The sequence below is a fragment of the Kosakonia pseudosacchari genome, assembly GCF_900184035.1.
Classification (GTDB): domain Bacteria; phylum Pseudomonadota; class Gammaproteobacteria; order Enterobacterales; family Enterobacteriaceae; genus Kosakonia; species Kosakonia pseudosacchari.
This window is the reverse complement of sequence record NZ_FXWP01000027.1, coordinates 149,448-171,656: the sequence shown is the minus strand read 5'-3', so window position 1 is coordinate 171,656 and position 22,209 is coordinate 149,448. Positions and strand designations below refer to the sequence as shown.

At 54.2% G+C, this 22,209-nt stretch carries 23 protein-coding genes; 11 read left to right on the top strand and 12 right to left on the bottom strand.

The genetic code is table 11. From position 1 onward, the window contains the following. Positions 1-11: 11 nt before the first annotated feature. Both dadX and BN2591_RS23410 read right to left on the bottom strand, forming a co-directional pair. Entirely contained in the window at positions 12-1,082 is a 1,071-nt protein-coding gene (gene dadX, locus BN2591_RS23415; protein ID WP_086874117.1) for a catabolic alanine racemase DadX, read from the bottom strand. A gap of 18 nt (positions 1,083-1,100) precedes the next feature. Further along, a complete protein-coding gene (locus BN2591_RS23410; protein WP_341864808.1) occupies positions 1,101-2,441 on the bottom strand; it encodes a D-amino acid dehydrogenase in 1,341 nt (446 codons plus the stop codon). 277 nt (positions 2,442-2,718) lie between these two features. Between BN2591_RS23410 and BN2591_RS23405 the strand changes: the two genes are divergently transcribed. Next, positions 2,719-4,251, top strand: a complete 1,533-nt coding sequence (locus BN2591_RS23405; protein ID WP_065368286.1) for a SpoVR family protein — start codon at positions 2,719-2,721, stop codon at positions 4,249-4,251. A gap of 32 nt (positions 4,252-4,283) precedes the next feature. Here the strand turns inward: BN2591_RS23405 and fadR are convergent, their stop codons facing one another. After that, a complete protein-coding gene (fadR, locus tag BN2591_RS23400) occupies positions 4,284-5,003 on the bottom strand; it encodes a fatty acid metabolism transcriptional regulator FadR (RefSeq protein ID WP_086874115.1) in 720 nt (239 codons plus the stop codon). A 332-nt stretch (positions 5,004-5,335) separates the two neighbouring features. On the opposite strand from fadR, the gene dsbB reads away from it, so the two are divergent. Both dsbB and BN2591_RS23390 read left to right on the top strand, forming a co-directional pair. Next, positions 5,336-5,866, top strand: a complete 531-nt coding sequence (dsbB, locus tag BN2591_RS23395; RefSeq protein WP_086874114.1) for a disulfide bond formation protein DsbB — start codon at positions 5,336-5,338, stop codon at positions 5,864-5,866. Between the two features lie 91 nt (positions 5,867-5,957). After that, a complete protein-coding gene (locus tag BN2591_RS23390) occupies positions 5,958-6,257 on the top strand; it encodes a hypothetical protein (RefSeq protein WP_086874113.1) in 300 nt (99 codons plus the stop codon). On the opposite strand, the gene BN2591_RS23385 is transcribed toward BN2591_RS23390, so the two are convergent. The 3 genes from BN2591_RS23385 to BN2591_RS23375 all read right to left on the bottom strand — a co-directional run bounded on the left by BN2591_RS23385 (position 6,232) and on the right by BN2591_RS23375 (position 7,852). Next, positions 6,232-6,678 carry a YcgN family cysteine cluster protein gene (locus BN2591_RS23385; RefSeq protein ID WP_086874112.1) on the bottom strand — a complete coding sequence of 149 codons (447 nt, stop codon included), beginning with the start codon at positions 6,676-6,678 and terminating at the stop codon, positions 6,232-6,234. The genes BN2591_RS23390 and BN2591_RS23385 overlap by 26 nt on opposite strands. Positions 6,679-6,770: 92 nt before the next feature. Continuing rightward, entirely contained in the window at positions 6,771-7,430 is a 660-nt protein-coding gene (locus BN2591_RS23380; protein WP_086874111.1) for a fumarylacetoacetate hydrolase family protein, read from the bottom strand. Positions 7,431-7,576: 146 nt separating this feature from the next. Further along, entirely contained in the window at positions 7,577-7,852 is a 276-nt protein-coding gene (locus tag BN2591_RS23375; protein ID WP_086874110.1) for a YcgL domain-containing protein, read from the bottom strand. A gap of 122 nt (positions 7,853-7,974) precedes the next feature. On the opposite strand from BN2591_RS23375, the gene minC reads away from it, so the two are divergent. Genes minC through minE form a run of 3 tightly spaced genes read left to right on the top strand, consistent with a single transcriptional unit; the run spans position 7,975 to position 9,772 of the window. Then, positions 7,975-8,667, top strand: a complete 693-nt coding sequence (gene minC, locus BN2591_RS23370) for a septum site-determining protein MinC (RefSeq protein ID WP_086874109.1) — start codon at positions 7,975-7,977, stop codon at positions 8,665-8,667. Between the two features lie 22 nt (positions 8,668-8,689). Beyond that, on the top strand, positions 8,690-9,502 hold the full coding sequence (gene minD / locus BN2591_RS23365) for a septum site-determining protein MinD (RefSeq protein ID WP_017456991.1): 813 nt from the start codon (positions 8,690-8,692) through the stop codon (positions 9,500-9,502). 3 nt (positions 9,503-9,505) lie between these two features. Next, a complete protein-coding gene (gene minE, locus BN2591_RS23360) occupies positions 9,506-9,772 on the top strand; it encodes a cell division topological specificity factor MinE (RefSeq protein ID WP_017456990.1) in 267 nt (88 codons plus the stop codon). A gap of 91 nt (positions 9,773-9,863) precedes the next feature. Here the strand turns inward: minE and rnd are convergent, their stop codons facing one another. The 5 genes from rnd to yoaA form a co-directional block, all read right to left on the bottom strand. Further along, entirely contained in the window at positions 9,864-10,991 is a 1,128-nt protein-coding gene (rnd, locus tag BN2591_RS23355) for a ribonuclease D (RefSeq protein ID WP_086874108.1), read from the bottom strand. Positions 10,992-11,061: 70 nt separating this feature from the next. Continuing rightward, on the bottom strand, positions 11,062-12,747 hold the full coding sequence (gene fadD, locus BN2591_RS23350; protein WP_141399327.1) for a long-chain-fatty-acid--CoA ligase FadD: 1,686 nt from the start codon (positions 12,745-12,747) through the stop codon (positions 11,062-11,064). A 206-nt stretch (positions 12,748-12,953) separates the two neighbouring features. After that, the gene (locus BN2591_RS23345) at positions 12,954-13,547 is read right to left on the bottom strand and encodes a Slp/YeaY family lipoprotein (protein WP_086874106.1); all 594 of its coding nucleotides are present in this window, start codon (positions 13,545-13,547) and stop codon (positions 12,954-12,956) included. A 36-nt stretch (positions 13,548-13,583) separates the two neighbouring features. Then, entirely contained in the window at positions 13,584-14,279 is a 696-nt protein-coding gene (gene tsaB, locus BN2591_RS23340) for a tRNA (adenosine(37)-N6)-threonylcarbamoyltransferase complex dimerization subunit type 1 TsaB (RefSeq protein WP_086874105.1), read from the bottom strand. A 58-nt stretch (positions 14,280-14,337) separates the two neighbouring features. Next, the gene (gene yoaA, locus BN2591_RS23335) at positions 14,338-16,248 is read right to left on the bottom strand and encodes a DNA repair helicase YoaA (protein WP_086874104.1); all 1,911 of its coding nucleotides are present in this window, start codon (positions 16,246-16,248) and stop codon (positions 14,338-14,340) included. Between the two features lie 113 nt (positions 16,249-16,361). Between yoaA and BN2591_RS23330 the strand changes: the two genes are divergently transcribed. Beyond that, positions 16,362-16,706, top strand: coding sequence for a RidA family protein (locus BN2591_RS23330; protein WP_086874103.1), 345 nt, complete (start codon positions 16,362-16,364; stop codon positions 16,704-16,706). Here the strand turns inward: BN2591_RS23330 and BN2591_RS23325 are convergent, their stop codons facing one another. After that, positions 16,707-16,889 (bottom strand): YoaH family protein, encoded by a 183-nt coding sequence (locus BN2591_RS23325; protein WP_017456983.1) that lies wholly within the window; start codon positions 16,887-16,889, stop codon positions 16,707-16,709. 84 nt (positions 16,890-16,973) lie between these two features. Between BN2591_RS23325 and pabB the strand changes: the two genes are divergently transcribed. The 4 genes from pabB to BN2591_RS23305 all read left to right on the top strand — a co-directional run bounded on the left by pabB (position 16,974) and on the right by BN2591_RS23305 (position 22,206). Then, the gene (pabB, locus tag BN2591_RS23320; protein ID WP_086874102.1) at positions 16,974-18,326 is read left to right on the top strand and encodes an aminodeoxychorismate synthase component 1; all 1,353 of its coding nucleotides are present in this window, start codon (positions 16,974-16,976) and stop codon (positions 18,324-18,326) included. Positions 18,327-18,329: 3 nt separating this feature from the next. After that, on the top strand, positions 18,330-18,908 hold the full coding sequence (locus BN2591_RS23315; RefSeq protein ID WP_086874101.1) for a CoA pyrophosphatase: 579 nt from the start codon (positions 18,330-18,332) through the stop codon (positions 18,906-18,908). 174 nt (positions 18,909-19,082) lie between these two features. Further along, on the top strand, positions 19,083-20,447 hold the full coding sequence (sdaA, locus tag BN2591_RS23310) for an L-serine ammonia-lyase (protein WP_086874100.1): 1,365 nt from the start codon (positions 19,083-19,085) through the stop codon (positions 20,445-20,447). A 160-nt stretch (positions 20,448-20,607) separates the two neighbouring features. Next, complete coding sequence (locus BN2591_RS23305; RefSeq protein ID WP_086874099.1) at positions 20,608-22,206, top strand: EAL domain-containing protein; 1,599 nt, start codon at positions 20,608-20,610, stop codon at positions 22,204-22,206. Positions 22,207-22,209: the final 3 nt, after the last annotated feature.

Below are 22,209 nucleotides of genomic sequence, written 5' to 3'. Positions count from 1 at the left end.
CTCGCATTAAGTTACACCGTCACAACTGGCACGCGCGGCGCCAGGGCGCACATCAGTTCATACCCTACCGTTCCGGCCGCCGCCGCCACTTCATCGATTTTTATCTCATTACCCCAGAGCTCAACCGGCGTACCAATGCCGGCCTGAGGGCACGGGGTTAAATCCACCGTCAGCATATCCATTGAGATCGCGCCAACAATGCCGGTACGAATGCCATCCACCAGCACTGGCGTGCCGGAAGGCGCGATGCGCGGGTAGCCGTCGGCATAACCGCAGGCGACAACACCAATACGCTGCTCGGTCTGCGCACGGTAACGACAACCATACCCCACCGTCTCACCGGCTTTTAGCGTCTGCACGGCAATGATCTCGCTGCTGAGCGTCATGACCGGGCGGATACCGCTGTTGGCGACATCCTGCCACGCGCCCGATGGCGAAGCGCCATACAGCACTACGCCGGGGCGTACCCAGTCATAATGTGTTTCGGGATGCCATAACGTGGCGGCAGAGTTAGCCAGCGAGCGCGGCGCGTCAATACCCTTAGCCGCCTGTTCAACGCGCGCCAGCGGCGCGGCGATACCGTCAGCCCGCTCCGCTTCAGCAAAATGGGACATCAGCGTCACGGTTGCCACGTTGGTTAAGGCATTGAGTTGCTGGTACACGGTATGTACGCGTTCAGGCATAAAACCGAGCCGGTTCATGCCGCTGTTGATCTTCAGGTAAACATCGAGCGGCGCTTGCAGGCGTGCGTCCTGCAAGGCTTTGATCTGCCAGTTGCTGTGCAGGCTGGTCGTCAGGCGGTATTTGTCAAACAGCGGCAGCTCATCTGCATGGAAAAACCCTTCCAGCATCAGAATCGGCCCTTTCCAGCCGCGTTCGCGCAGCAAAATAGCCTCTTCAAGATTGAGCATCGCGAAGCCATCTGTGCTGTTGAGCGCGCGCCAGATACGATCCAGACCGTGGCCATACGCGTTCGCCTTCACCACCGACCAGACTTTTGCGGCAGGTGCCGCGCGGCGCACGACTTGTAAATTATTGCTCAGCGCCGTTAAATCAAGCGTGGCGAGAACCGGACGAGACATTCCTATTCCTTCTTCGAATCAGTTATGAGCACCGTGCAAATGCCGGGCGCGCACAGGGGTAAAACCTGGCATATAGCGCGCCACGCTTAAATCATCGGCAGCAATCGCAGGGGTGTTGCCGGACATCAGGTCGCTTAGCAGTTGGCCGGAACCGCAAGCCATCGTCCAGCCAAGGGTGCCGTGCCCGGTATTCAGCCACAGATTTTTATACGGTGTGCGTCCGACAACTGGCGTGCCGTCTGGCGTCATGGGGCGCAGGCCGGTCCAGAAGGTGGCTTGCTCGACAAATCCGCCACGCGGGAAAAGATCGCGCACCACCATCTCCAGCGTTTCGCGGCGTGGTTTCAGCAGTTCAGTATTAAACCCGACGATTTCCGCCATACCCCCGACGCGAATACGCTGATCAAAGCGGGTAATGGCAATTTTGTAGGTTTCATCAAGGATCGTTGACACCGGCGCGCCGTCTTCTTCGGCAATGGGGATCGTTAATGAATACCCTTTCAGTGGATACACCGGGATGTCGACGATGTTTTTCAGTAAGCCGGTAGACCAGGAGCCAAATGCCATCACATACGCGTCGGCTTTGACCACCTCTTTACCGCACTTCACACCGTAGATGTTCTCGCCTTCGTACAGCAGGCGATCCACCGGCGTGTTAAAACGAAACTCCACGCCCGCCTGTTCCGCCATCTGCGCCAGCTGCTGGGTGAAAAGCTGGCAGTCACCGGTTTCATCATTTGGCAGACGCAAACCGCCGGTCAGTTTGTGTGCAACTTCAGCCAGCGCGGGTTCGACTTCCGCCAGCCGCGCAGACTCCAGCAACTGATAAGGCACGCCGGCATCCTGCAACACGGCAATATCGCGCGTAGCGTTTTCGTACTGCTCCGCAGTGCGAAAGAGCTGCAATGTGCCGCCCTGTCGCCCTTCATACTGAATGCCTGTGGTTTCGCGCAACAGTTTCAGGCAATCACGGCTGTATTCCGCCAGGCGCACCATGCGGCCTTTGTTTTCCATATAGTGGCGCGTGTCGCAGTTACGCAGCATCTGCCACATCCATTTCAGTTGCGATGAGGTGCCATCAAGGCTAATTGCGAGCGGCGCGTGGCGCTGGAACATCCATTTAATGGCTTTTAACGGCACCCCTGGAGCCGCCCAGGGCGCAGCGTAGCCCGGTGAGATCTGCCCGGCGTTACCGGCACTGGTTTCCTGCGCGGGGCCAGGCTGGCGATCAATCACCGTGACGTCATGCCCGGCCTGGCGTAAATACCAGGCGCTGGTGACACCCACCACGCCACTGCCTAATACAACAACTCGCATATCCCTCTCCTGTGAGTAAAGCACGATCATCTGATTACAAATTGATAACCCAGATGAAAATATTATTCAACATATGGCTTTTTTATGGTGAGCTTCCTCACAGCTTCGCCGTATGACAAGGGTTTCTGTTATTTAGCATCTCCTGCTGCACGACTTTTCGCCGCAGCATAATATTTCACAACACTTGCTATTTACGCCGTTGATGTGATGAAAAATCGCGAAGAAAAATTTATGGCTTAGGTACAGATTTAATTGCGTGTTCTATGCTTGAAATGAGACGCTCCATACAGAGAGTGTCGTTAACAACGAGGGCGCGCTAATGGCTACGATTGACTCAATGAATAAGGATTCTATTCGTCTGAGCGATGGACCCGACTGGACTTTCGAACTGCTGGATGATTACCTGGCAGAGATTGACCGGGTGGCGAAACTTTATCGGCTGGATACCTATCCGCACCAAATCGAAGTGATCACCTCAGAGCAGATGATGGACGCTTATTCCAGCGTCGGCATGCCGATCAATTACCCTCACTGGTCGTTCGGTAAGAAATTTATTGAAACCGAGCGGCTTTATAAGCATGGGCAACAGGGGCTGGCCTACGAGATAGTCATCAACTCTAACCCCTGCATCGCTTATCTGATGGAGGAGAACACCATCACCATGCAGGCGCTGGTGATGGCGCACGCCTGCTACGGGCACAACTCTTTCTTTAAAAACAACTATTTATTCCGCAGCTGGACCGATGCCAGCTCGATTGTCGACTACCTGATTTTCGCGCGTAAATACATCACCGATTGTGAAGAACGCTACGGTGTGGACGAAGTGGAAAAGTTACTCGACTCATGCCATGCGCTGATGAACTACGGCGTCGATCGTTACAAACGCCCGCAGAAAATATCGTTGCAGGAGGAGAAGGCGCGGCAGAAAAGCCGTGAAGAGTATCTGCAAAGCCAGGTGAATATGCTGTGGCGCACCCTGCCCAAACGCGAAGAAGAAATCACTATCGCGCAAGCGCGTCGCTACCCGGCGGAGCCGCAGGAAAACTTGCTCTATTTTATGGAAAAAAATGCGCCGTTACTGGAGTCGTGGCAACGCGAGATCCTGCGCATTGTGCGTAAAGTGAGCCAGTATTTCTACCCGCAAAAACAGACGCAGGTGATGAACGAAGGTTGGGCGACGTTCTGGCACTACACCATCCTTAACCACCTCTATGACGAAGGCAAAGTGACCGACCGCTTTATGCTGGAATTTTTGCACAGCCACACCAATGTGGTGTTCCAGCCGCCCTATAACAGCCCGTGGTACAGCGGCATTAACCCGTATGCGCTGGGCTTTGCGATGTTCCAGGATATTAAGCGTATTTGCCAGTCGCCAACGGATGAAGACCGTTACTGGTTCCCGGATATTGCCGGTTCGGACTGGCTGGAAACGCTGCATTTCGCGATGCGCGATTTCAAAGATGAGAGCTTTATCAGCCAGTTTATGTCGCCGAAGATCATGCGCGATTTCCGCTTCTTTACCGTGCTGGATGATGACCGTAACAATTATCTTGAGATTGCCGCTATCCATAATGAAGAGGGTTACCGGGAGATCCGCTCGAAACTCTCCTCGCAATACAATCTCAGCAACCTTGAGCCCAACATCCAGGTGTGGAATGTGGATCTGCGCGGCGACCGTTCGCTGACGCTGCGCTATATTCCGCACAACCGCGCGCCGCTCGATAAGGGCCGCCGCGAAGTGCTGAAACATGTGCATCGTTTGTGGGGCTTTGATGTGTTGCTGGAACAGCAAAACGAAGATGGCAGTGTGGAGTTACTGGAACGTTGCCCGCCCCGCCCCAACAGCCTGTAATGAAAAACCCCTCTGTTGAGGGGTTTTCTTGCTTATCGGCTTTGTAAGGCTAAATCACCCGGCATCGTTTTCTGCATGCGATGCCAGATCTCACCACTTTCATGCCCATACCGACGCACGACTTCGTAAACTTTGTCATGCTGCGCCTGTTCGCACACTTGCGCCAGTTGATGATAGAAACCGAGCGCCAGGCTGCGGGCTTCCGGGCTTGAGAAATAGTGGCGACCAATTCGCGTATAGAGTCCTTTCATGCCGTTAAGGATTAAACCATAAATCGGGTTACCGGATGCAAAGGCCAGACCGCGGAAAATGTTGTAATCCAGGTTAGCGAAGGCATCGGCATGATCTTCAACTTCACGCGCGCTGGCCAGCACTTTCAGCGCGTCTTCCGGATGCTGACGAAACGCAGTGCGAATAAAAATCGTGGAAATGTTGGTACGCACCGAAAGCAGGTTATCGATCAGTTGCGGAACACTCTCGTGATCGAGACGCGCCAGCGTTTCCAGAATATTCAGCCCGGAGGTTTCCCAGAAGTTGTTCACTTTTGTCGGTTTGCCGTGCTGAATTGTCAGCCAGCCATCACGGGCGAGGCGCTGTAAAACTTCACGCAATGTGGTACGAGTGACGCCAATCAGTTCAGAGAGTTCGCGTTCAGCCGGAAGAATCGACCCTGGAGGGAAGCGACTATTCCAGATACTTTCAATGATGTACTCTTCCGCGAAACCCGCCGGGCTCTGCGCCTTAATGACCATAGAGAGATTTCCATTACACAGCTAAGCAAAGGACACTCATCATACCAGACCGCACCCGGTGCAGATAGCGTACCTCATGAAGAAAAAAGGGGATCGGGGATCCATTTTGGCGATTTAACGGCGCTTATCAGCAACAGCGGCAGGGCTTTAATACGGACTCGTGACGCCGCAGGACGCCGGATATTTTGTTGCGTAAATGGCAGCACTTTGTTGCCAGGTTTGACTTTTCGCATGATAAACATTCGATTACGCATTATTTTCTTACCCGCTAGTGGCCTGCGCAATGATTTCGTTTACACTGCTTTGTCTACGCATCTCCCAGGGAAATGATTATGTTGCGATATTTAAACGGGTGCTCACGCGGGCGCGGTGCCTGGATTTTGATGGCGCTAACAGCGTTTGCGCTGGAAATGGTCGCATTGTGGTTCCAGCATGTCATGCTGCTTAAACCTTGCGTCCTGTGTATTTATGAGCGCAGCGCGCTCTTTGGCGTAATGGGCGCGGGTATTGTCGGGGCCATTGCGCCGAAAACACCATTACGTTATGTCGCTCTGGCTATCTGGATCTACAGCGCCTGGCGCGGCATCCAGCTGGCCTGGGAACATACGATGATCCAGTTACATCCCTCGCCGTTTATGACGTGCGATTTTGCCGCGCGTTTTCCGACCTGGCTGCCGCTGGATAAATGGCTGCCGCAGGTGTTTGTTGCTTCCGGCGACTGTGCCGAGCGCCAGTGGTCATTCCTGACACTGGAAATGCCACAATGGTTACTGGGTATTTTTGTCGCTTATCTGGTTGTTGCGCTGCTGGTGCTGATTGCCCAGCCGTTTAAACCGAAAAAACGTGACCTGTTTGGTCGCTAACAGAACGCTCCTTCGGGAGCGTTTTTTTTGACTGATCCGGGGACAGAAACATCCACAAAAATAAATACCCACAGGGAAAAGGACGATTCGGGTGGCTGGAATTATCGCACTCTTTTACTTCACATTAGGGACGGTCGTTTTTACGCAGAAAATTAAGCTGTTCGCCATTGTCTCTTCTTTTATTCTCTACGTGGCCCTGCACATTGCTGCCGCAAATGCGCTCCTTACCGGCCTGTTAGTTGCCTGCCTGCTCATCACTTTTGTCATCTTGTTGAGCCTAAACTGCAATCGTGACAAGAAAGCGGTTCTTCACTTTTCCCTGCCCTGCTGGCTACTGATTGTCTCGGTTATTTATGACGTTTTCGTTAATCAGCCCATTCCGGCTTATTGAGGATATGCTCCTGCCAGTCGCGGACTTCTGACTCTTTCACCGCAATATGGCGCACCGAAATACGTTCAGCATGCATGGCGGCTTTTGAGCCGGTGCGCAGCGGGTGCCACAGCGGCAACGCCTTGCCTTCCGCCAGCAGGCGATAAGCACAGCTTGGTGGCAGCCATTCGAACGTGGGGAGATTTTCGCGGGTCAGCTTGATGCAGTCCGGCTCATACTCGAAGCGGCGTTCATAGTTGCGGCACTGGCAGGTTTTTATGTTTAACTGACGACAGGCGACGTTGGTGAAATAGATTTCGTCAGTGTCTTCATCCATCAGTTTATGCAAGCAGCACTGTCCGCAGCCGTCGCACAGTGACTCCCACTCCGCATCCGTCATTTGCCCGAGGGTTTTGCTTTGCCAGAAAGGAGTGTCGCTCATGATGAAATCCGCCGTTGAAATCCAGGGTGCACCTTATAACCAGTCTGGCACGCGGATGCAAGTTTTGCCGCCAGGAAAGGCGGCAAACTGCTTTAAAGTACGCGGGTCGTTAACGACAGCCCGTCAAAACTGACTTCCAGCTCATCGCCACTGTTTAGCGGCCCTACCCCTTCTGGCGTGCCGGTCAGAATGACATCGCCGGCTTTTAAGGTGAAAAAGCGGCTCATATAAGCAATCAGCGGAATAATTTTATGGATCATATCTGCCGTGGTGCCCTGCTGGCGGACTTCACCGTTGATTTTGAGCCCAAGCGTGGTGTTTTGCGGATCGCTCTGGAATTCCGCCGCCGGGATAAACCCTGAGATCGGGCAGGAATTATCAAACCCTTTCGCTTTTTCCCATGGCTGCCCGGCTTTTTTCATTTTGCCTTGCAGATCGCGCAGCGTCAGATCGAGCGCGACACCATAGCCGGCAATCGCTTTTTTCACATGATCTTCCGTCGCCTGACGCAGCGTTGCGCCAATCAGCACCGCCAGCTCAACTTCATGGTGAACCGACCCAAAATCCTGCGGCAACGCCAGCGGCTGGCGAAGATCGCACAACGCAGTTTCGGGCTTAATAAACAGTACAGGCTCTTCCGGGGTAGCGCTCCCCATCTCTTTAATATGTTTCGCATAGTTGCTGCCAACGCAAACCACTTTACTAACCGGGAAATCCAGCAGAGCGCCCTGCCAGTTATGATGTTGATACATGGTGTACGACCTCCGGTAACACATTGAACATGAGCGAAAAATGACTATCCGCGCCACCCAGCGGTTTGTCAAATGCCAATATGTTACGGCGATACAATAGCCATAAATAAGAAACGGCGGAGAGCTCCGCCGTTATTGCCGCAGGATTATTCTTTACCCTGGTCGGCGAGATGCTGCTTCAATAAATTTTCTTGCGGCGGAGGAAGTTGCAAATAATAGCCCTGCGAAATTAACGCCTCTTTTACTTTTTCTAAATCTGCACCGACTAATTTTTTCCGTCCATCAAGCGGCAGAATCATTGCCAGTTGCGGCTGACCGAAACTTTGCATTAATGCTTCCGGCACGCGGGAAAAATCGTCTCTTTTTTCGACGTACAGATAAGTCTGATCGCGTCGGGCACTTCGGTAGATCACACAAAACATACTTTTACTCGGAATTATCGGGAGGTTACTTGCCTGAAAATAATAGTGACTATAACATGCCTGATAGTCTTCGGAATATCACTCAAGATACGGGTGATAATAGCAAAATGAGTAAGGTCAGGATGTCAAATACGCCCATCGAGCTAAAAGGCAGTAGTTTTACCTTATCAGTGGTTCACTTGCATGATGCAAAACCCGAGGTTATTCGTCAGGCGTTAGAAGACAAAATCGCTCAGGCTCCCGCTTTTTTGCTGCACGCTCCTATTGTTGTCAATGTCTCCGCGCTGGAAGGCGCTGTTAACTGGCCCGCGCTATTGCAGGCTATTACCACAACAGATTTACATGTGGTTGGCATCAGCGGCTGCAAAGATCCAGAACTGAAGGCTGAAGTTGAACGCGCTGGCCTTCCGCTGCTGACGGAAGGAAAAGAGAAAGCACCGCGTAAAGAGCGCGCTGCGGAACCGGCGCCGGTTGCGGCTCCGGTCACAAAAACACGCTTAATTGACGCGCCGGTACGTTCCGGGCAGCGCATTTATGCGCCAAATTGTGATTTGATTGTGACCAGCCACGTCAGCGCGGGCGCAGAGCTTATCGCCGATGGCAACATTCATGTCTATGGCATGATGCGCGGTCGGGCGCTGGCAGGCGCCAGTGGTGATAAAGACGCACAAATATTCTGTTCTCATCTCACGCCGGAGCTGGTCTCCATTGCGGGGGAATACTGGCTGAGCGATCAGATCCCGGCCGAATTTTATGGCAAAGCGGCGCGTTTGCAGTTGGCCAACGACGCTTTGACAATTCAACCCTTAAATTAAGCCCTTTTAACAAGGAACTCCTATGGCACGCATTATTGTTGTTACTTCGGGTAAAGGGGGCGTTGGCAAGACCACCTCCAGCGCGGCCATCGCTACTGGTTTAGCCCAGAAGGGCAAAAAGACCGTCGTTATCGACTTCGATATCGGCCTGCGTAACCTCGACCTGATTATGGGCTGCGAGCGCCGCGTGGTTTATGATTTCGTTAACGTTATTCAGGGCGATGCCACACTCAACCAGGCGTTAATTAAAGATAAACGCACTGAGAACCTCTACATTCTCCCGGCATCGCAAACGCGCGATAAAGACGCACTGACTCGCGAAGGCGTCGATAAGGTGCTGGAAGACCTGAAGAAAATGGACTTCGATTTTATCGTCTGCGACTCCCCGGCAGGCATTGAGACAGGCGCATTGATGGCGCTCTACTTCGCTGATGAAGCGATTATTACCACCAACCCGGAAGTCTCTTCCGTGCGCGACTCTGACCGGATTCTCGGTATTCTGGCGTCGAAATCCCGCCGCGCGGAAAATGGCGAAGAGCCGATTAAAGAGCACCTGTTGCTCACCCGTTATAACCCGGGTCGCGTAAACCGTGGTGACATGCTCAGTATGGAAGATGTGCTGGAAATCCTGCGTATCAAACTGATTGGCGTGATCCCGGAAGATCAGTCGGTGTTGCGTGCGTCAAACCAGGGTGAGCCGGTTATTTTAGATACCAATGCTGACGCCGGCAAAGCCTATGCCGATGCCGTGGAGCGTCTGCTGGGAGAAGATCGTCCTTTCCGCTTCATTGAAGAAGAGAAGAAAGGTTTCCTCAAACGCCTGTTCGGAGGATAAGTTATGGCATTACTCGACTTTTTTCTCTCCAGAAAAAAGAACACCGCTAGCATTGCGAAAGAGCGTCTGCAGATTATTGTTGCAGAACGCCGCCGCAGCGATGCTGAACCACATTATTTACCGCAACTGAAGCGGGACATTCTGGAAGTGATCTGCAAATATGTGCAAATCGATCCGGAAATGGTTTCGGTGCAACTGGAGCAAAAAGGGGATGATATTTCCATTCTGGAACTGAACGTCACCCTACCGGAAACCGAAGAGACAAAATAGATCCCCCGCAAATGCAGGGATAAAAAAAGGCAGAATATTCTCTGCCTTTTTTATTTTATTTCCGCAAATAAGCTGTATTTATTTACAGTATTTAACGCGGGTATTCCGCAAGTAATATTTTCAGCTGCTCGCCCATCAATTCCCCGCGCCAGCCGCTAATTAATTCCGGTGACGAATTTTGCGGTTTCAATTTCCAGTGCCAGTTGAGTAATTGATTTATCTGCCGACGTGATGCCAGCAGCTCAGCGCTAATGCTCTGACTTTCGCTGATGGTCTGCACCAGCGCTTTGATAGCTTTGAACGCTTTACGATAACCCGGCATGTCCATCAGGTTAAGCAGCGGCTCTGGCAGCGCCTCTTCCGGCAAGGCCTGCGCCTGCGCGACCAGCGCCAGCAGCGTTTTACCATGGAAGCGGATTTCGCTGCCGGAAAGGCCAATACTGTCCAGCTCGCCCATGCTGCCAGGCATGTAACGCGCTACTGCCCACAGATTCTCTTCACGCACCACAAAGTTGACGGCTAAATCGCGCTCACGCGCTTTACGCAGGCGCCAGTCAGCAAGCAAACGCAGGCAGGCAAGCTGGCGCGTACGCAATTGCCAGGCGTTGGTAATTTCGCGCCACGCCTCTTCCGGGGCTAACACTTCCTGGCGGCGTTGCATCATCAAGCGGCACTCATCCAGCGCGGCATCCAGCCTTCCCGCCTGATCGGTTTCCGCCAGTAATTTACCGGCGATAGGCAGGAGATACCACACATCGGCGGCGGCGTAATCGCACTGGCGTTCGGTTAACGGACGCGCCAGCCAGTCGGTGCGGGATTCGCTCTTATCAATCACCAGCCCGGTAAACTCTTCCACCATCGCAGCAAAGCCCCACGACAGCGGGCGGCCGCAGAACGCGGCGAGGATCTGCGTGTCAATCATCGGCTGAGGTTGTACGCCAAACGCATTGAGGAACACTTCCAGATCTTCACTCCCCGCATGCAAATATTTGGTCACGCCAGTGTTGATGAGCAAATCGCGAAACGGCGTCCAGTCGGTGATGGTCAGCGGATCAATCAGCGCCACATGTTCACCGTCATACAGCTGGATCAACCCCAGTTGCGGATAATAGGTGCGGGTGCGGACAAATTCGGTGTCCAGGGCAATCGCTGGAAATGCGCGGGCGGCGTCACATAACGCTGCGAGCGCATCGTTCGTCGTTATCATCTGGTAATTCACGTCATCTTCTCTTTAGTTGCGCCCATAAAAAACGCCGGCTTAACCGGCGTTAAGGGGACTTACGCATAGCTCAGGCTTTATTGTCCACTTTGCCACGCGCTTCGTCACGCAATTCTCGCCTTAAAATCTTACCGACATTCGATTTTGGCAGTTCATTGCGAAATTCAACCAGCTTCGGCACTTTATATCCGGTCAGTTGACGGCGACAAAAAGCGATCAACGCCTCTTCGCTCAGCGAGGCGTCCTTTTTCACCACGAAAATCTTCACCGCTTCGCCGCTGTTTTCCGACGGTACGCCAACAGCCGCCACTTCCTGCACGCCGGCATGTTGCATTACCACATCCTCGATCTCATTCGGATAGACATTAAAACCGGAAACCAGAATCATATCTTTTTTGCGATCGACGATGCGCAGGAAGCCTTCCTCATCCATCACCGCAATATCGCCAGTGTGCAGCCAGCCGTCGCGCAGGATCTCATCCGTGGCGTCCGGGCGCTGCCAGTATCCCAGCATCACCTGCGGCCCTTTCACGCACAACTCGCCCGGTTCGCCCGGCGCAACTTCATTGTTGTCGTCATCGACCAGCTTAGCTTCTGTTGAGGGAACCGGCAGGCCGATGCTACCGCTGTGGTAGTCAATGTCATGCGGGTTCACACTAACGAGAGGCGCACATTCGGTCAGACCGTAACCTTCCAGCAAATACTGTCCGGTTAATTTCACCCACCGATCGGCAACCGCCTGCTGAACAGGCATCCCGCCACCGGCGGACAGATGCAGCGAGGAGAAGTCCAGCTTGCGGAAATCTTCATTATTCAACAAGGCATTGAACAGCGTGTTCACACCGGTCATCGCCGTAAAGGGATATTTGCCAAGCTCCTTCACCAGCCCGGGGATATCGCGCGGGTTAGTGATCAACAGGTTTTGCCCGCCGAGCTCAATAAACAGCAGGCAGTTCATGGTCAGGGCGAAAATGTGGTACAGCGGCAGCGCGGTTACCACCAGCTCTTTCCCGCGATGCAGCAACGGCCCGTAAGTCGCGTTCACCTGTTCAAGGTTTGCCAGCATATTGCGGTGCGTCAGCATTGCCCCTTTTGCCACGCCAGTTGTGCCGCCGGTGTATTGCAGGAAGGCGAGATCGTCGGCGACCACTTCCGGTTTGATGTATTGCATGCGATAACCGGTCTGCAGCGCCCGGCGAAAGGAGATCGCGTCCGGCAGGTGATACTTGGGCACCAGCCGTTTCACGTATTTCACCACGAAGTTCACCAGCGTCCCTTTTGCCGGGGAGAGCTGGTCGCCCATGCGCGTCAAAATGACATGCCGCACTTGTGTTTTATCAACGATCTTTTCCAGCGTATGGGCGAAATTCGACACAATAACAATCGCGGCAGCCCCGCTGTCATTAAGCTGGTGTTCCAGTTCACGCGGGGTATACAGCGGGTTGACGTTCACCACGATCATCCCGGCGCGCAAGATACCAAACAGCGCCACCGGGTATTGCAGCAGGTTCGGCATCATTAACGCAACGCGATCGCCTTTTTGCAGCCCCAGCCCCTGCTGTAAGTAAGCCGCAAACGCCCGGCTGCGCTCTTCAAGTTTACGAAACGTCATTACCTCGCCCATGTTGATAAACGCAGGCTGGTCGGCGTAACGCGCCGTGGAGTGTTCAAATAATTCAACCAGGGATTGATAACGGTCAGGATTGATCTCCGCCGGAACATCGGCGGGATACCGGTTTAGCCAAACCTTCTTCAATGCATCACCTCTAAAATGAGTATTCTTGGTCATCACAACCCCAGTTAATAAACAAGTCGTTAACATAATATTAACTCAGCGTACCAGTTTATTAATTAAGCGGATTGAAGGTTGCGAAGCGCGTCACTAATTATTTTTCTTATACAAAGCCCAATATAAAAAACAGCGGCTTAGCCGCTGTTTCGTTTTCCTGATAAAACAAGAAATTACTCTGTTACGACTGTCTCGACTCGCGCAGGTTCGGGTGGGAACCAGCCCCATCCACCGTACCCACCGTGCCACGCGCGTGGGTGCGGCCCCGGCCCCCAGTACCACGGGTCGATAGGCTGCGGCGGCAACATCACCTGCTGGGTTAACCGCCAGCGTTTGTAACCTTCCGCCTGCATGACCATAAATTTATACGGTGCGTTGCCAATTTTGCCGTCGGCCGTGCCGGTTATCGGGCCAACCACGGTCACCAGCTGATTTCGGAAATCAACCGGATCGAGAAAACCGTTCACCTCGGCAAAGATACGCCCGACGGATGGCTCGCCTAAAATCGGACGCGCACCGCTGTCGAGCGGTACGGCTGCGATCTCAAGCCGGGTTTTCCCCTGCTGATTCTGGATATCAACGACTTTACCGCCGAAGCGGGCTTCCTGGCCGACATACAGCGACGGCGCACTCATCACCCGCACTAAATCATCCTGCGGCGTGGGACTGGTTCCTTTAATCGCGTCAGGCACAGAAACACAACCGCTTAATACCGCGATCGCCAGCCCAGCCAGCAATCCGCGCACAACCTTTTTTTGACCCGCCATGATGCGACTCCTTACCCCAGTGGATACTACTGAGATTCATTCCCGGCCAGGAAGTTTCTTCCACGCCACTTCGTTACGCAAATAAACCGGCTCGGCATGTTCAACAGCGACGGTTTTCTGCGCAGCCAACAGTTGACGCGCGATGGGCAGCATATCTTCCGCGGCGGGCAATAAGATCTCGCCGTCGCGCAGTGTTGCCGTACTGTTGTTGCTCATCTCAGGCCATGCGGGCCAGCCAGTACCGACTATCGCCCACTCGCCATCCAGGTGTTGCAGACGTTCAGTTACGGCTTGCGGTTTTACTACCGCTTCCGTCTCTTCGCCATGCCAGACGCCATTTTCATCGCGCTGATACTCTGCCCAATAGACTTCGCCCATCCGTGCGTCAATCGCCGCCAGTACGCGTGTCGCGCCCGTTTTGCGCCACGCGCCCTGCGCCATCGTCGCCAGCGTTGAAACGCCAATCATCGGCAGTTCAGCGCCGAGCGCCAGCCCCTGCGCAATGCCAATGCCAATGCGCACGCCGGTAAAACTTCCCGGGCCGCGACCAAAGGCGAGTGCGTCCAGCTGCGTCAGTTTAAGTTCAGCGTCGCCAAGCACATCCCTGACCAGTGGCAGGATGCGTTGCGTGTGTTCACGTGGGCAAAGTTCGAAGTGAGCGAAGGTGGTTCCATCGTTCCATAGGGCGACAGAACAAGCTTCTGTGGCAGTATCAATAGCCAGAATGCGCATGGGTATAGCGGTCCATGAAAAACAAAATGGCGCGCATCTTACCACAGTCCGCAGAAAATTACTGCGCCGGGGGAGAGGCGAGGAATTCAACCGCGCGGCGAATATCACGGGTTCGCGGCGCAGGCGGCAGGCTGGCAAGGAAAACCGCGCCATACGGGCGCATCACCAGTCGGTTATCGCAAATGACCAGCACGCCGCGATCGTCAATATCACGAATTAAACGGCCGACGCCCTGTTTCAGGGTAATAACCGCGTCCGGCAGTTGAACTTCATCAAAGGGATCGCCCCCGCGCAGACGGCAATCTTCCATCCGCGCTTTTAATAACGGATCTTCCGGAGACGTAAACGGCAGCTTATCGATAATGACCAGCGATAACGTATCGCCACGCACATCCACCCCTTCCCAGAAGCTACTGGTTGCCACCAGTAACGCATTACCGGCATTCACAAATTGCTGCAACAGTTGCCCTTTGCTGGTTTCTCCCTGCAGCAATACGGGCAGGCTCATGGTGGCGCGAAATTGTTCGGCGAGATCGCGCATCATGGCGTGCGAGGTGCACAGCATAAAGCAGCGGCCATTGTTGGCTTCGATCATCGGCCTGAGCATCGCCGCCAGCTGGCGCGCAGCGCCTGGCTGATTGGTCTGCGGAAGATTGCGCGGTACGCACAGCAGTGCCTGACGTTGATAGTCAAAGGGGCTTGGCAGCAACAGCGATTGCGCCCCTTCAATGCCAAGCCGCGCGGTAAAATGGTGCAGATCGTCATTCACTGAAAGCGTTGCAGAAGTGAAAATCCAGCTACCTTTTTTCTGCGCCATCACCTCGGTAAACTTATCCGCTACGGTCAGCGGCGTTAACGCCAGCGTAAAGTTGCGCGAGGTACATTCATACCAGTAGCTGTAACCTGGCAGGTTGATCTCTTTGAGCCGTTTCAGCCGGGCACGGTATGTCGTTGCGCGTTCGAACGCGGCATCCAGCAGTGCGGAGCGACCCAGCGACAGCTTCGCCACGTCGTAACAGAGTTCCAGCGCATCATCGAGCAGCAACAACGCACGTTGAATATGCGCATCCGCCAGCAGCTCGCGCAGGTTACCGCGATAACCCGGCTCACCTAACTGCAGGCGAAAATCCTGCGTACTCTGCGCCAGGCGGTCGGCGCACTTCTGTAACTGCGCGGTATCTTTCAGTTCGGTGCGATAGGCAATGGTGAAGTCTTTTGCGAGATCAAGAAGCTGGCGGCTGGAGAGTGACTGACCAAAATACTGGCTGGCGATGTCCGGAAGCTGGTGCGCTTCATCAAAGATCATCACTTCGGCCTCCGGGATCAACTCCCCGAAACCGCTCTCTTTCACCACCATATCGGCAAGAAACAGATGATGGTTGACCACCACCACATCGGCATCCATCGCTTTTTTGCGCGCCTTGACCACGAAACAGTCCTTGTACATCGGGCAGTCGCTACCCAGGCAGTTATCGTTGGTGCTGGTCACCAGCGGCCACGCCTGCGAATCCTCCGCCACACTGACGCAGGTACTGATATCACCATCGGTGGTTTGATTCGACCATGAGCGCAGCAAAATAACATCGCTGAGGGTTTGTACAGGAAGATCGCCGCCTGCCAGCGCTTGCTGTTCCAGACGTTCAATACAGAGGTAGTTGGAGCGCCCTTTCAGCAGAGCAGTACGGCCGGTGAACTCAAGCGCTTTGGCGACGGTGGGTAAATCGCGGCTGTAAAGCTGATCCTGCAAGGCTTTCGAACCGGTGGAGATAATCACTTTTTTCCCGGCGCGCAGCGCAGGCGCAAGGTAGGCGTAGGTTTTACCGGTACCGGTACCCGCTTCCACCACCAGCGGCTGCGTTTTCTCAATCGCGTGTGTGACGGCTTGCGCCATCTGGCGCTGCGGTTCACGCGGTTTGAATCCCGCAATGGCTTTGGCTAACTGGCCGTCTGTTGCAAAATCGTCCGTCACACTACCCCCTGGTTAAATCGCCAGTGATTATGTCAGGGCGAGCGGATTTACGCCAGCCAGGTTTTTATGGCACTCTTGCCCGCGAATTCATGGCAAATAAGAAGGAACAGATAATGACAATTAAGCGTATTGATGCGGAAGCCCGCTGGTCTGATGTGGTTATTCACAACCAGACGCTTTACTACACTGGCGTGCCGGAAAATCTCGATGCCGACGCGTTTGAACAGACGGCCAATACGCTGGCGCAAATAGATGCGGTTCTGCACAAGCAAGGCAGCGATAAAACGCACATTCTTGATGCCACCATTTTTCTGGCCGATGACGGCGACTTCGCCGCCATGAATAAAGCGTGGGATGCCTGGGTTGTGGCAGGCCATGCACCGGTGCGCTGCACCGTGCAGGCAAAACTGATGAACCCGCGTTATAAAGTGGAAATCAAAATCATCGCCGCAGTTTAATTACTCGTCATCGTCATCTTCAAAGCGCGCCACAATCCGTTCGCCGGTATGGCTGGCGCGTAACTCTTCAGCGACCTGCGCAATCGCCTGCCCGCTGCTCATGCCACCGGACATTAATTCCTGAATACGCTCTACCGCTTTTTGCTGCTGCTCGTGGCTGAGGGAAGGTAAACCTGCAAACATTGTCAACTCCTGCTAAATTGTTGGCGCTAATTATTCCATGCGTCGGCGCGCTTCACCAGCGCAGACGCACATGAGTCAGGATCAATGAAGACGTTATCCCCTGCCGTTATTTCACTGCCGTGGCGCCAGGACGCCGCCGAACACTACTTTGCCCCCCTCAGCCACCAGCCCTGGGCCATGCTGTTGCATTCTGGCCATGCAGAACATCCGCATAATCGTTTTGATATTCTGGTGGCCGATCCCCTGGAAACGCTGACGACGCGCGGCGAGGCAACGACCCTTAATGGTAGCGAGATATCTTTGGAAGATCCGCTACACCTGCTGCAACAGCGTCTGGATGCCTACCCCTTTCGATGTGAACCTCATGCGGATCTGCCGTTTCAGGGCGGTGCGCTGGGGCTGTTTGGCTATGATTTAGGCCGCCGTTTCGAAAAGCTGCCGGCGATTGCCGAACAGGACATTAGCATTGCGGATATGGCAGTCGGGATTTATGACTGGGCACTGGTTGTCGACCATCAGTTGCAACGTGTGACGTTGTTCAGCCATCGCGATGTTAACACAAGGCTGGCATGGTTACAGGCGCAACGTGAACCGCAGCGCCAGGCGTTTCGGCTGACATCCGCCTGGCAGGCCAATATGACGCGTCGCGAATATGGCGAAAAATTCCGCCAGGTTCAGGCGTGGTTACACAGCGGCGACTGCTACCAGGTCAATCTGGCGCAACGTTTTGCGGCGGACTATTACGGGGATGAGTGGCTGGCGTTTAGCCAACTCAATCGCGAAAACCGTGCGCCGTTCAGCGCTTTTTTACGCCTTGAACACGGCGCGATCCTGAGTTTGTCGCCGGAGCGTTTTATTCGCCTCGAACGCGACAATATCGAAACGCGCCCCATTAAAGGCACACTGCCAAGGCTTGCCGACCCGCAGGCCGATGCGCAGCAAGCACAGAAACTCGCCGCCTCGCCGAAAGACCAGGCTGAAAATCTGATGATTGTTGATTTAATGCGTAACGACATTGGACGCGTGGCGACTCCCGGTTCGGTGCGCGTGCCGGAACTGTTCGTGGTCGAACCTTTTCCTGCCGTGCACCATTTGGTCAGCACCGTAACGGCAAAATTGCCCGCCGGGCGACATGCCAGCGATCTGCTGCGCGCGGCGTTTCCGGGGGGCTCGATCACTGGCGCTCCGAAAGTGCGGGCGATGGAAATTATTGACGAGCTTGAACCGCAGCGGCGTAACGCCTGGTGCGGTTCGATTGGCTACCTCAGTTTCTGCGGGAACATGGATACCAGCATCACCATTCGCACGCTCAGCGCCTGTGCAGGGAAAATTTACTGTTCCGCAGGTGGTGGCATCGTGGCCGACAGCCAGGAAGAGGCGGAGTATCAGGAAACTTTTGATAAAGTTAACCGTATCCTGCGGCAACTGGAGAGATGATTCGTGGAGCAACCGGCTTTAACTCTGGATGATTTTTTATCGCGCTTTCAGCTTTTACGCCCGCAACTCAACCCGCCGGTGGCAAATACACGTCAGGCGGCGGTGCTGGTGCCGGTGGTGCGCCGTGAGCAACCCGGCTTATTACTGACGCAACGCTCGCCTCTGCTGCGCAAGCATGCCGGTCAGGTCGCGTTCCCCGGTGGCGCGGTTGACAGCACGGATGCGTCGCTCATCGCTGCGGCGCTGCGTGAGGCGCAGGAAGAAGTCGCCATTCCGCCTGAAGCCGTCGAGGTGATTGGCGTTTTGCCGCCGGTTGATAGCGTGACCGGTTTTCAGGTTACGCCGGTGGTCGGCATTATCCCGCCGGATTTGCCCTATCACGCCAGTGAAGACGAAGTGGCCGCGGTGTTTGAGATGCCGCTGGCCGAAGCGCTGCGTCTTGGTCGCTATCATCCGCTGGATATTCACCGCCACGGCAATGCGCATCGGGTGTGGTTATCCTGGTATCAGCATTATTTTGTCTGGGGCATGACGGCAGGAATAATTCGCTCGCTGGCGCTGCAGATTGGGCGGAGACCTTGACTATACTTTACATATCGCACTTTTGTGACAGTGTACGCGCTATTAGTAAAATCAGGGTTAGCCATTAGTTTAATTCATGTGAATAGTTAAGCTGATGATGGCCTTCCCTCTTACACTATGCGCAGTTATTACATCGTTACTGGAAACGCCGGTAACCCTGTCAGGAGCGTTAATGTGATTAGTCTATTCGACATGTTTAAGGTGGGGATCGGTCCCTCATCTTCCCACACTGTAGGCCCGATGAAGGCCGGTAAGCAGTTCGTCGATGACCTGGTCGAAAAAGGATTGCTGGATAACGTCACCCGCGTGGTGGTTGATGTGTACGGCTCGCTCTCCCTTACCGGGAAAGGTCACCATACCGATATCGCCATCATCATGGGGCTGGCGGGCAACGAGCCGGCCACGGTCGATATCGATGCAATTCCGGGTTTTATCCGTGATGTGGAAAATCGCGGGCGTCTGCTGCTGGCGCAGGGGCGTCATGAAGTCGATTTCCCACAGAATGACGGGATGCGTTTTCACAGCGATAACCTGTCGCTGCATGAGAACGGCATGCGCATCACCGCGCTGAATGGCGAAAGCGTCATTTACAGCAAAACCTACTACTCCATCGGCGGGGGGTTTATCGTCGATGAAGAGCATTTTGGTAAAGAGACCACCAGCTCGGTCGATGTCCCTTATCCGTTCAATTCCGCGACCCAGATGCTGGAGTATTGCAAAGAAACCGGTTTGTCGCTTTCTGGCATGGTGATGCAGAACGAACTGGCATTGCACTCGAAAAAAGAGATTGAAGAGTACTTCGGTAATGTCTGGTCTACCATGCGCGCCTGTATCGATCGCGGCATGAATACGGAAGGCGTATTGCCGGGGCCGCTGCGCGTTCCGCGCCGCGCTTCCGCACTGCGTCGTATGTTGGTTGCCAGTGATAAGCTCTCCAGCGATCCGATGAACGTTATCGACTGGGTGAATATGTTTGCGCTGGCGGTTAACGAAGAAAACGCCGCCGGTGGCCGCGTGGTCACCGCGCCAACTAACGGTGCCTGCGGCATCGTTCCGGCTGTGCTGGCCTATTACGACCACTTTATCGAATCCGTCAGCCCGGATATTTATATCCGCTATTTCCTCGCCGCTGGCGCCATCGGCGCATTGTATAAAATGAATGCTTCCATTTCCGGTGCCGAAGTTGGCTGCCAGGGCGAAGTGGGCGTTGCCTGTTCTATGGCTGCGGCGGGCCTGGCGGAACTGCTGGGTGCCAGCCCGGAACAGGTCTGCGTGGCGGCGGAAATTGGCATGGAGCACAACCTCGGTCTGACCTGTGACCCGGTGGCCGGGCAAGTACAAGTCCCGTGCATTGAGCGTAACGCTATTGCATCGGTGAAAGCGATTAACGCCTCGCGTATGGCCATGCGCCGCACCAGTGCGCCACGTGTATCGCTCGATAAAGTGATCGAAACGATGTACGAGACCGGGAAAGATATGAACGCCAAATACCGTGAAACATCGCGTGGCGGGCTTGCCATCAAAGTACAGTGTGATTAATGCTTGCTTATCAACGCCGTTCAGCCGAACGGCGTTTTTTTTAACCTTTGCTGCAGTTGAGTGAGCTTTCACCGATTTATCGTCGCTTCGGTAATTCCCCACTACACTTTGAGTGTTCTGGCATGGAAATCAGGCCAGGGATTTTACAGGCGGCAGCGGCATGCAAACGGCTCAACGGATCATTAAAAGTTACCGACGACGGCGCGCCATTGTTTGCGTGTTGGTTGGCGCTGTCGCACTATTTTTGACCCTCACGTTTCGCTTTATTTCGGAGCGTAATTTAAATCATCAGCGCGTTTACGCCTTTACCAGCCACGCAGTTCAAACCCTTGAGCGCTTGATGCTGCCGCTGGAAGCGGGTCGCAGTGTGCTGGTGCCGCTGGTTGGCATTCCCTGTAACGAAATCCACCTGCAACTTCGCAAACTAGCAGCAAGCCTGCAGACCGTGCGATCTATCGGTCTGATTCAAAACGGAACGCTCTATTGTTCGAGTATCTTTGGCCAACGTGATGTTGCCATTCACCAGCTTCAACCCTCGCTGCCGTCACGTTCGCAAAAACTGGTACTCACCACTGATCAATCACTATTAAAAGATCGCCCTATCTTGATCATGTGGTATCCCACCAGCGAAGACGGGCAAAGTGGTGTGATGGAAGCGGTAAATATTGAGTTGCTCAGCAACTTAATGCTGGAGCCGCAAGCGCCATTGATTACCAGCGTCAGCCTCAGCGTCGGCGGCAAACATCTCGTCGAAGGCAAAGGTGTGCTGGATAACTTACCGCCGCTGGAAAACGAGAAGCGCTACCAGCGTACCTCTGCCCATTTTCCTTTTACCGTCAGCGTTACCGGGCCGGGCTCTACGCGGCTGGCGCTGTGGCATTTGCCTTCACAGTTGCCTCTGGCGCTGATGATGGGTTTATTGACCGGGTTTATTGCCTGGTTTGCCACCGCCAGCCGTATGAGTTTTTCCCGCGAGATAAACCTCGGGCTTGCCGGGCATGAGTTTGAGCTGTTTTGCCAGCCGTTACTCAATGCACACAACATGCAGTGTGCGGGCGTCGAAATTTTGTTGCGCTGGCACAATCCGCGCCAGGGTTGGATTTCGCCGGAAATATTTATCCCAATCGCCGAAGAACAGCACCTGATCGCGCCGTTGACACGTTATGTGTTGACTGAAACGCAGCGTCAGCTGGCGCTCTTCCCGGATGATCCTCACTTTCATATTGGTATCAACGCCGCACCAAGCCATTTACGGCACGGTGAATTGCTAAAAGATGTCGTCCAGCTCTGGTTTAGCAAAAATCCTGCCCAGCAGTTAACCATTGAACTCACGGAGCGCGATGCGCTGTTGGATGTCGAATCACGAATGCTGCGCGAACTTCATCGCCATGGCGCGAAGATCGCGATTGATGATTTCGGTACGGGGAATAGCTCGCTTTCATGGCTGGAGAAATTACACCCGGACATTCTGAAAATTGATAAGTCTTATACCGCAGCTATCGGTACGGATGCGGTGAACTCGACGGTGACCGATATGATTATTGCGCTCGGCCAACGGCTGAATATCGAGCTGGTCGCCGAGGGAGTGGAGACCACGCAGCAAGCGCAGTATTTACGTCAACAGGGTGTGCATATGTTGCAGGGATTTCTTTTTGCGGCACCCATGCCGGTGAAGGATTTTCCGGCCTGGCTGGCAGGGAATATCTCCCCGCCGCCGGAACGGCATAACGGCCATGTCGCGCCGTTAATGCCGGGGTAAAAA

What these genes read in the sequence shown, in the direction of transcription:
- BN2591_RS23305 (WP_086874099.1), top strand. Translation starts at nt 20,608, where the DNA reads ATGCAAACGGCTCAACGGATCATTAAAAGTTACCGACGACGGCGCGCC.
- BN2591_RS23405 (WP_065368286.1), top strand. Translation starts at nt 2,719, where the DNA reads ATGGCTACGATTGACTCAATGAATAAGGATTCTATTCGTCTGAGCGAT.
- dadX (WP_086874117.1), bottom strand. Translation starts at nt 1,082, where the DNA reads ATGTCTCGTCCGGTTCTCGCCACGCTTGATTTAACGGCGCTGAGCAAT.
- tsaB (WP_086874105.1), bottom strand. Translation starts at nt 14,279, where the DNA reads ATGCGCATTCTGGCTATTGATACTGCCACAGAAGCTTGTTCTGTCGCC.
- BN2591_RS23345 (WP_086874106.1), bottom strand. Translation starts at nt 13,547, where the DNA reads ATGGCGGGTCAAAAAAAGGTTGTGCGCGGATTGCTGGCTGGGCTGGCG.
- minE (WP_017456990.1), top strand. Translation starts at nt 9,506, where the DNA reads ATGGCATTACTCGACTTTTTTCTCTCCAGAAAAAAGAACACCGCTAGC.
- pabB (WP_086874102.1), top strand. Translation starts at nt 16,974, where the DNA reads ATGAAGACGTTATCCCCTGCCGTTATTTCACTGCCGTGGCGCCAGGAC.
- minD (WP_017456991.1), top strand. Translation starts at nt 8,690, where the DNA reads ATGGCACGCATTATTGTTGTTACTTCGGGTAAAGGGGGCGTTGGCAAG.
- BN2591_RS23330 (WP_086874103.1), top strand. Translation starts at nt 16,362, where the DNA reads ATGACAATTAAGCGTATTGATGCGGAAGCCCGCTGGTCTGATGTGGTT.
- fadR (WP_086874115.1), bottom strand. Translation starts at nt 5,003, where the DNA reads ATGGTCATTAAGGCGCAGAGCCCGGCGGGTTTCGCGGAAGAGTACATC.
- BN2591_RS23325 (WP_017456983.1), bottom strand. Translation starts at nt 16,889, where the DNA reads ATGTTTGCAGGTTTACCTTCCCTCAGCCACGAGCAGCAGCAAAAAGCG.
- BN2591_RS23385 (WP_086874112.1), bottom strand. Translation starts at nt 6,678, where the DNA reads ATGAGCGACACTCCTTTCTGGCAAAGCAAAACCCTCGGGCAAATGACG.
- BN2591_RS23380 (WP_086874111.1), bottom strand. Translation starts at nt 7,430, where the DNA reads ATGTATCAACATCATAACTGGCAGGGCGCTCTGCTGGATTTCCCGGTT.
- BN2591_RS23375 (WP_086874110.1), bottom strand. Translation starts at nt 7,852, where the DNA reads ATGTTTTGTGTGATCTACCGAAGTGCCCGACGCGATCAGACTTATCTG.
- dsbB (WP_086874114.1), top strand. Translation starts at nt 5,336, where the DNA reads ATGTTGCGATATTTAAACGGGTGCTCACGCGGGCGCGGTGCCTGGATT.
- minC (WP_086874109.1), top strand. Translation starts at nt 7,975, where the DNA reads ATGTCAAATACGCCCATCGAGCTAAAAGGCAGTAGTTTTACCTTATCA.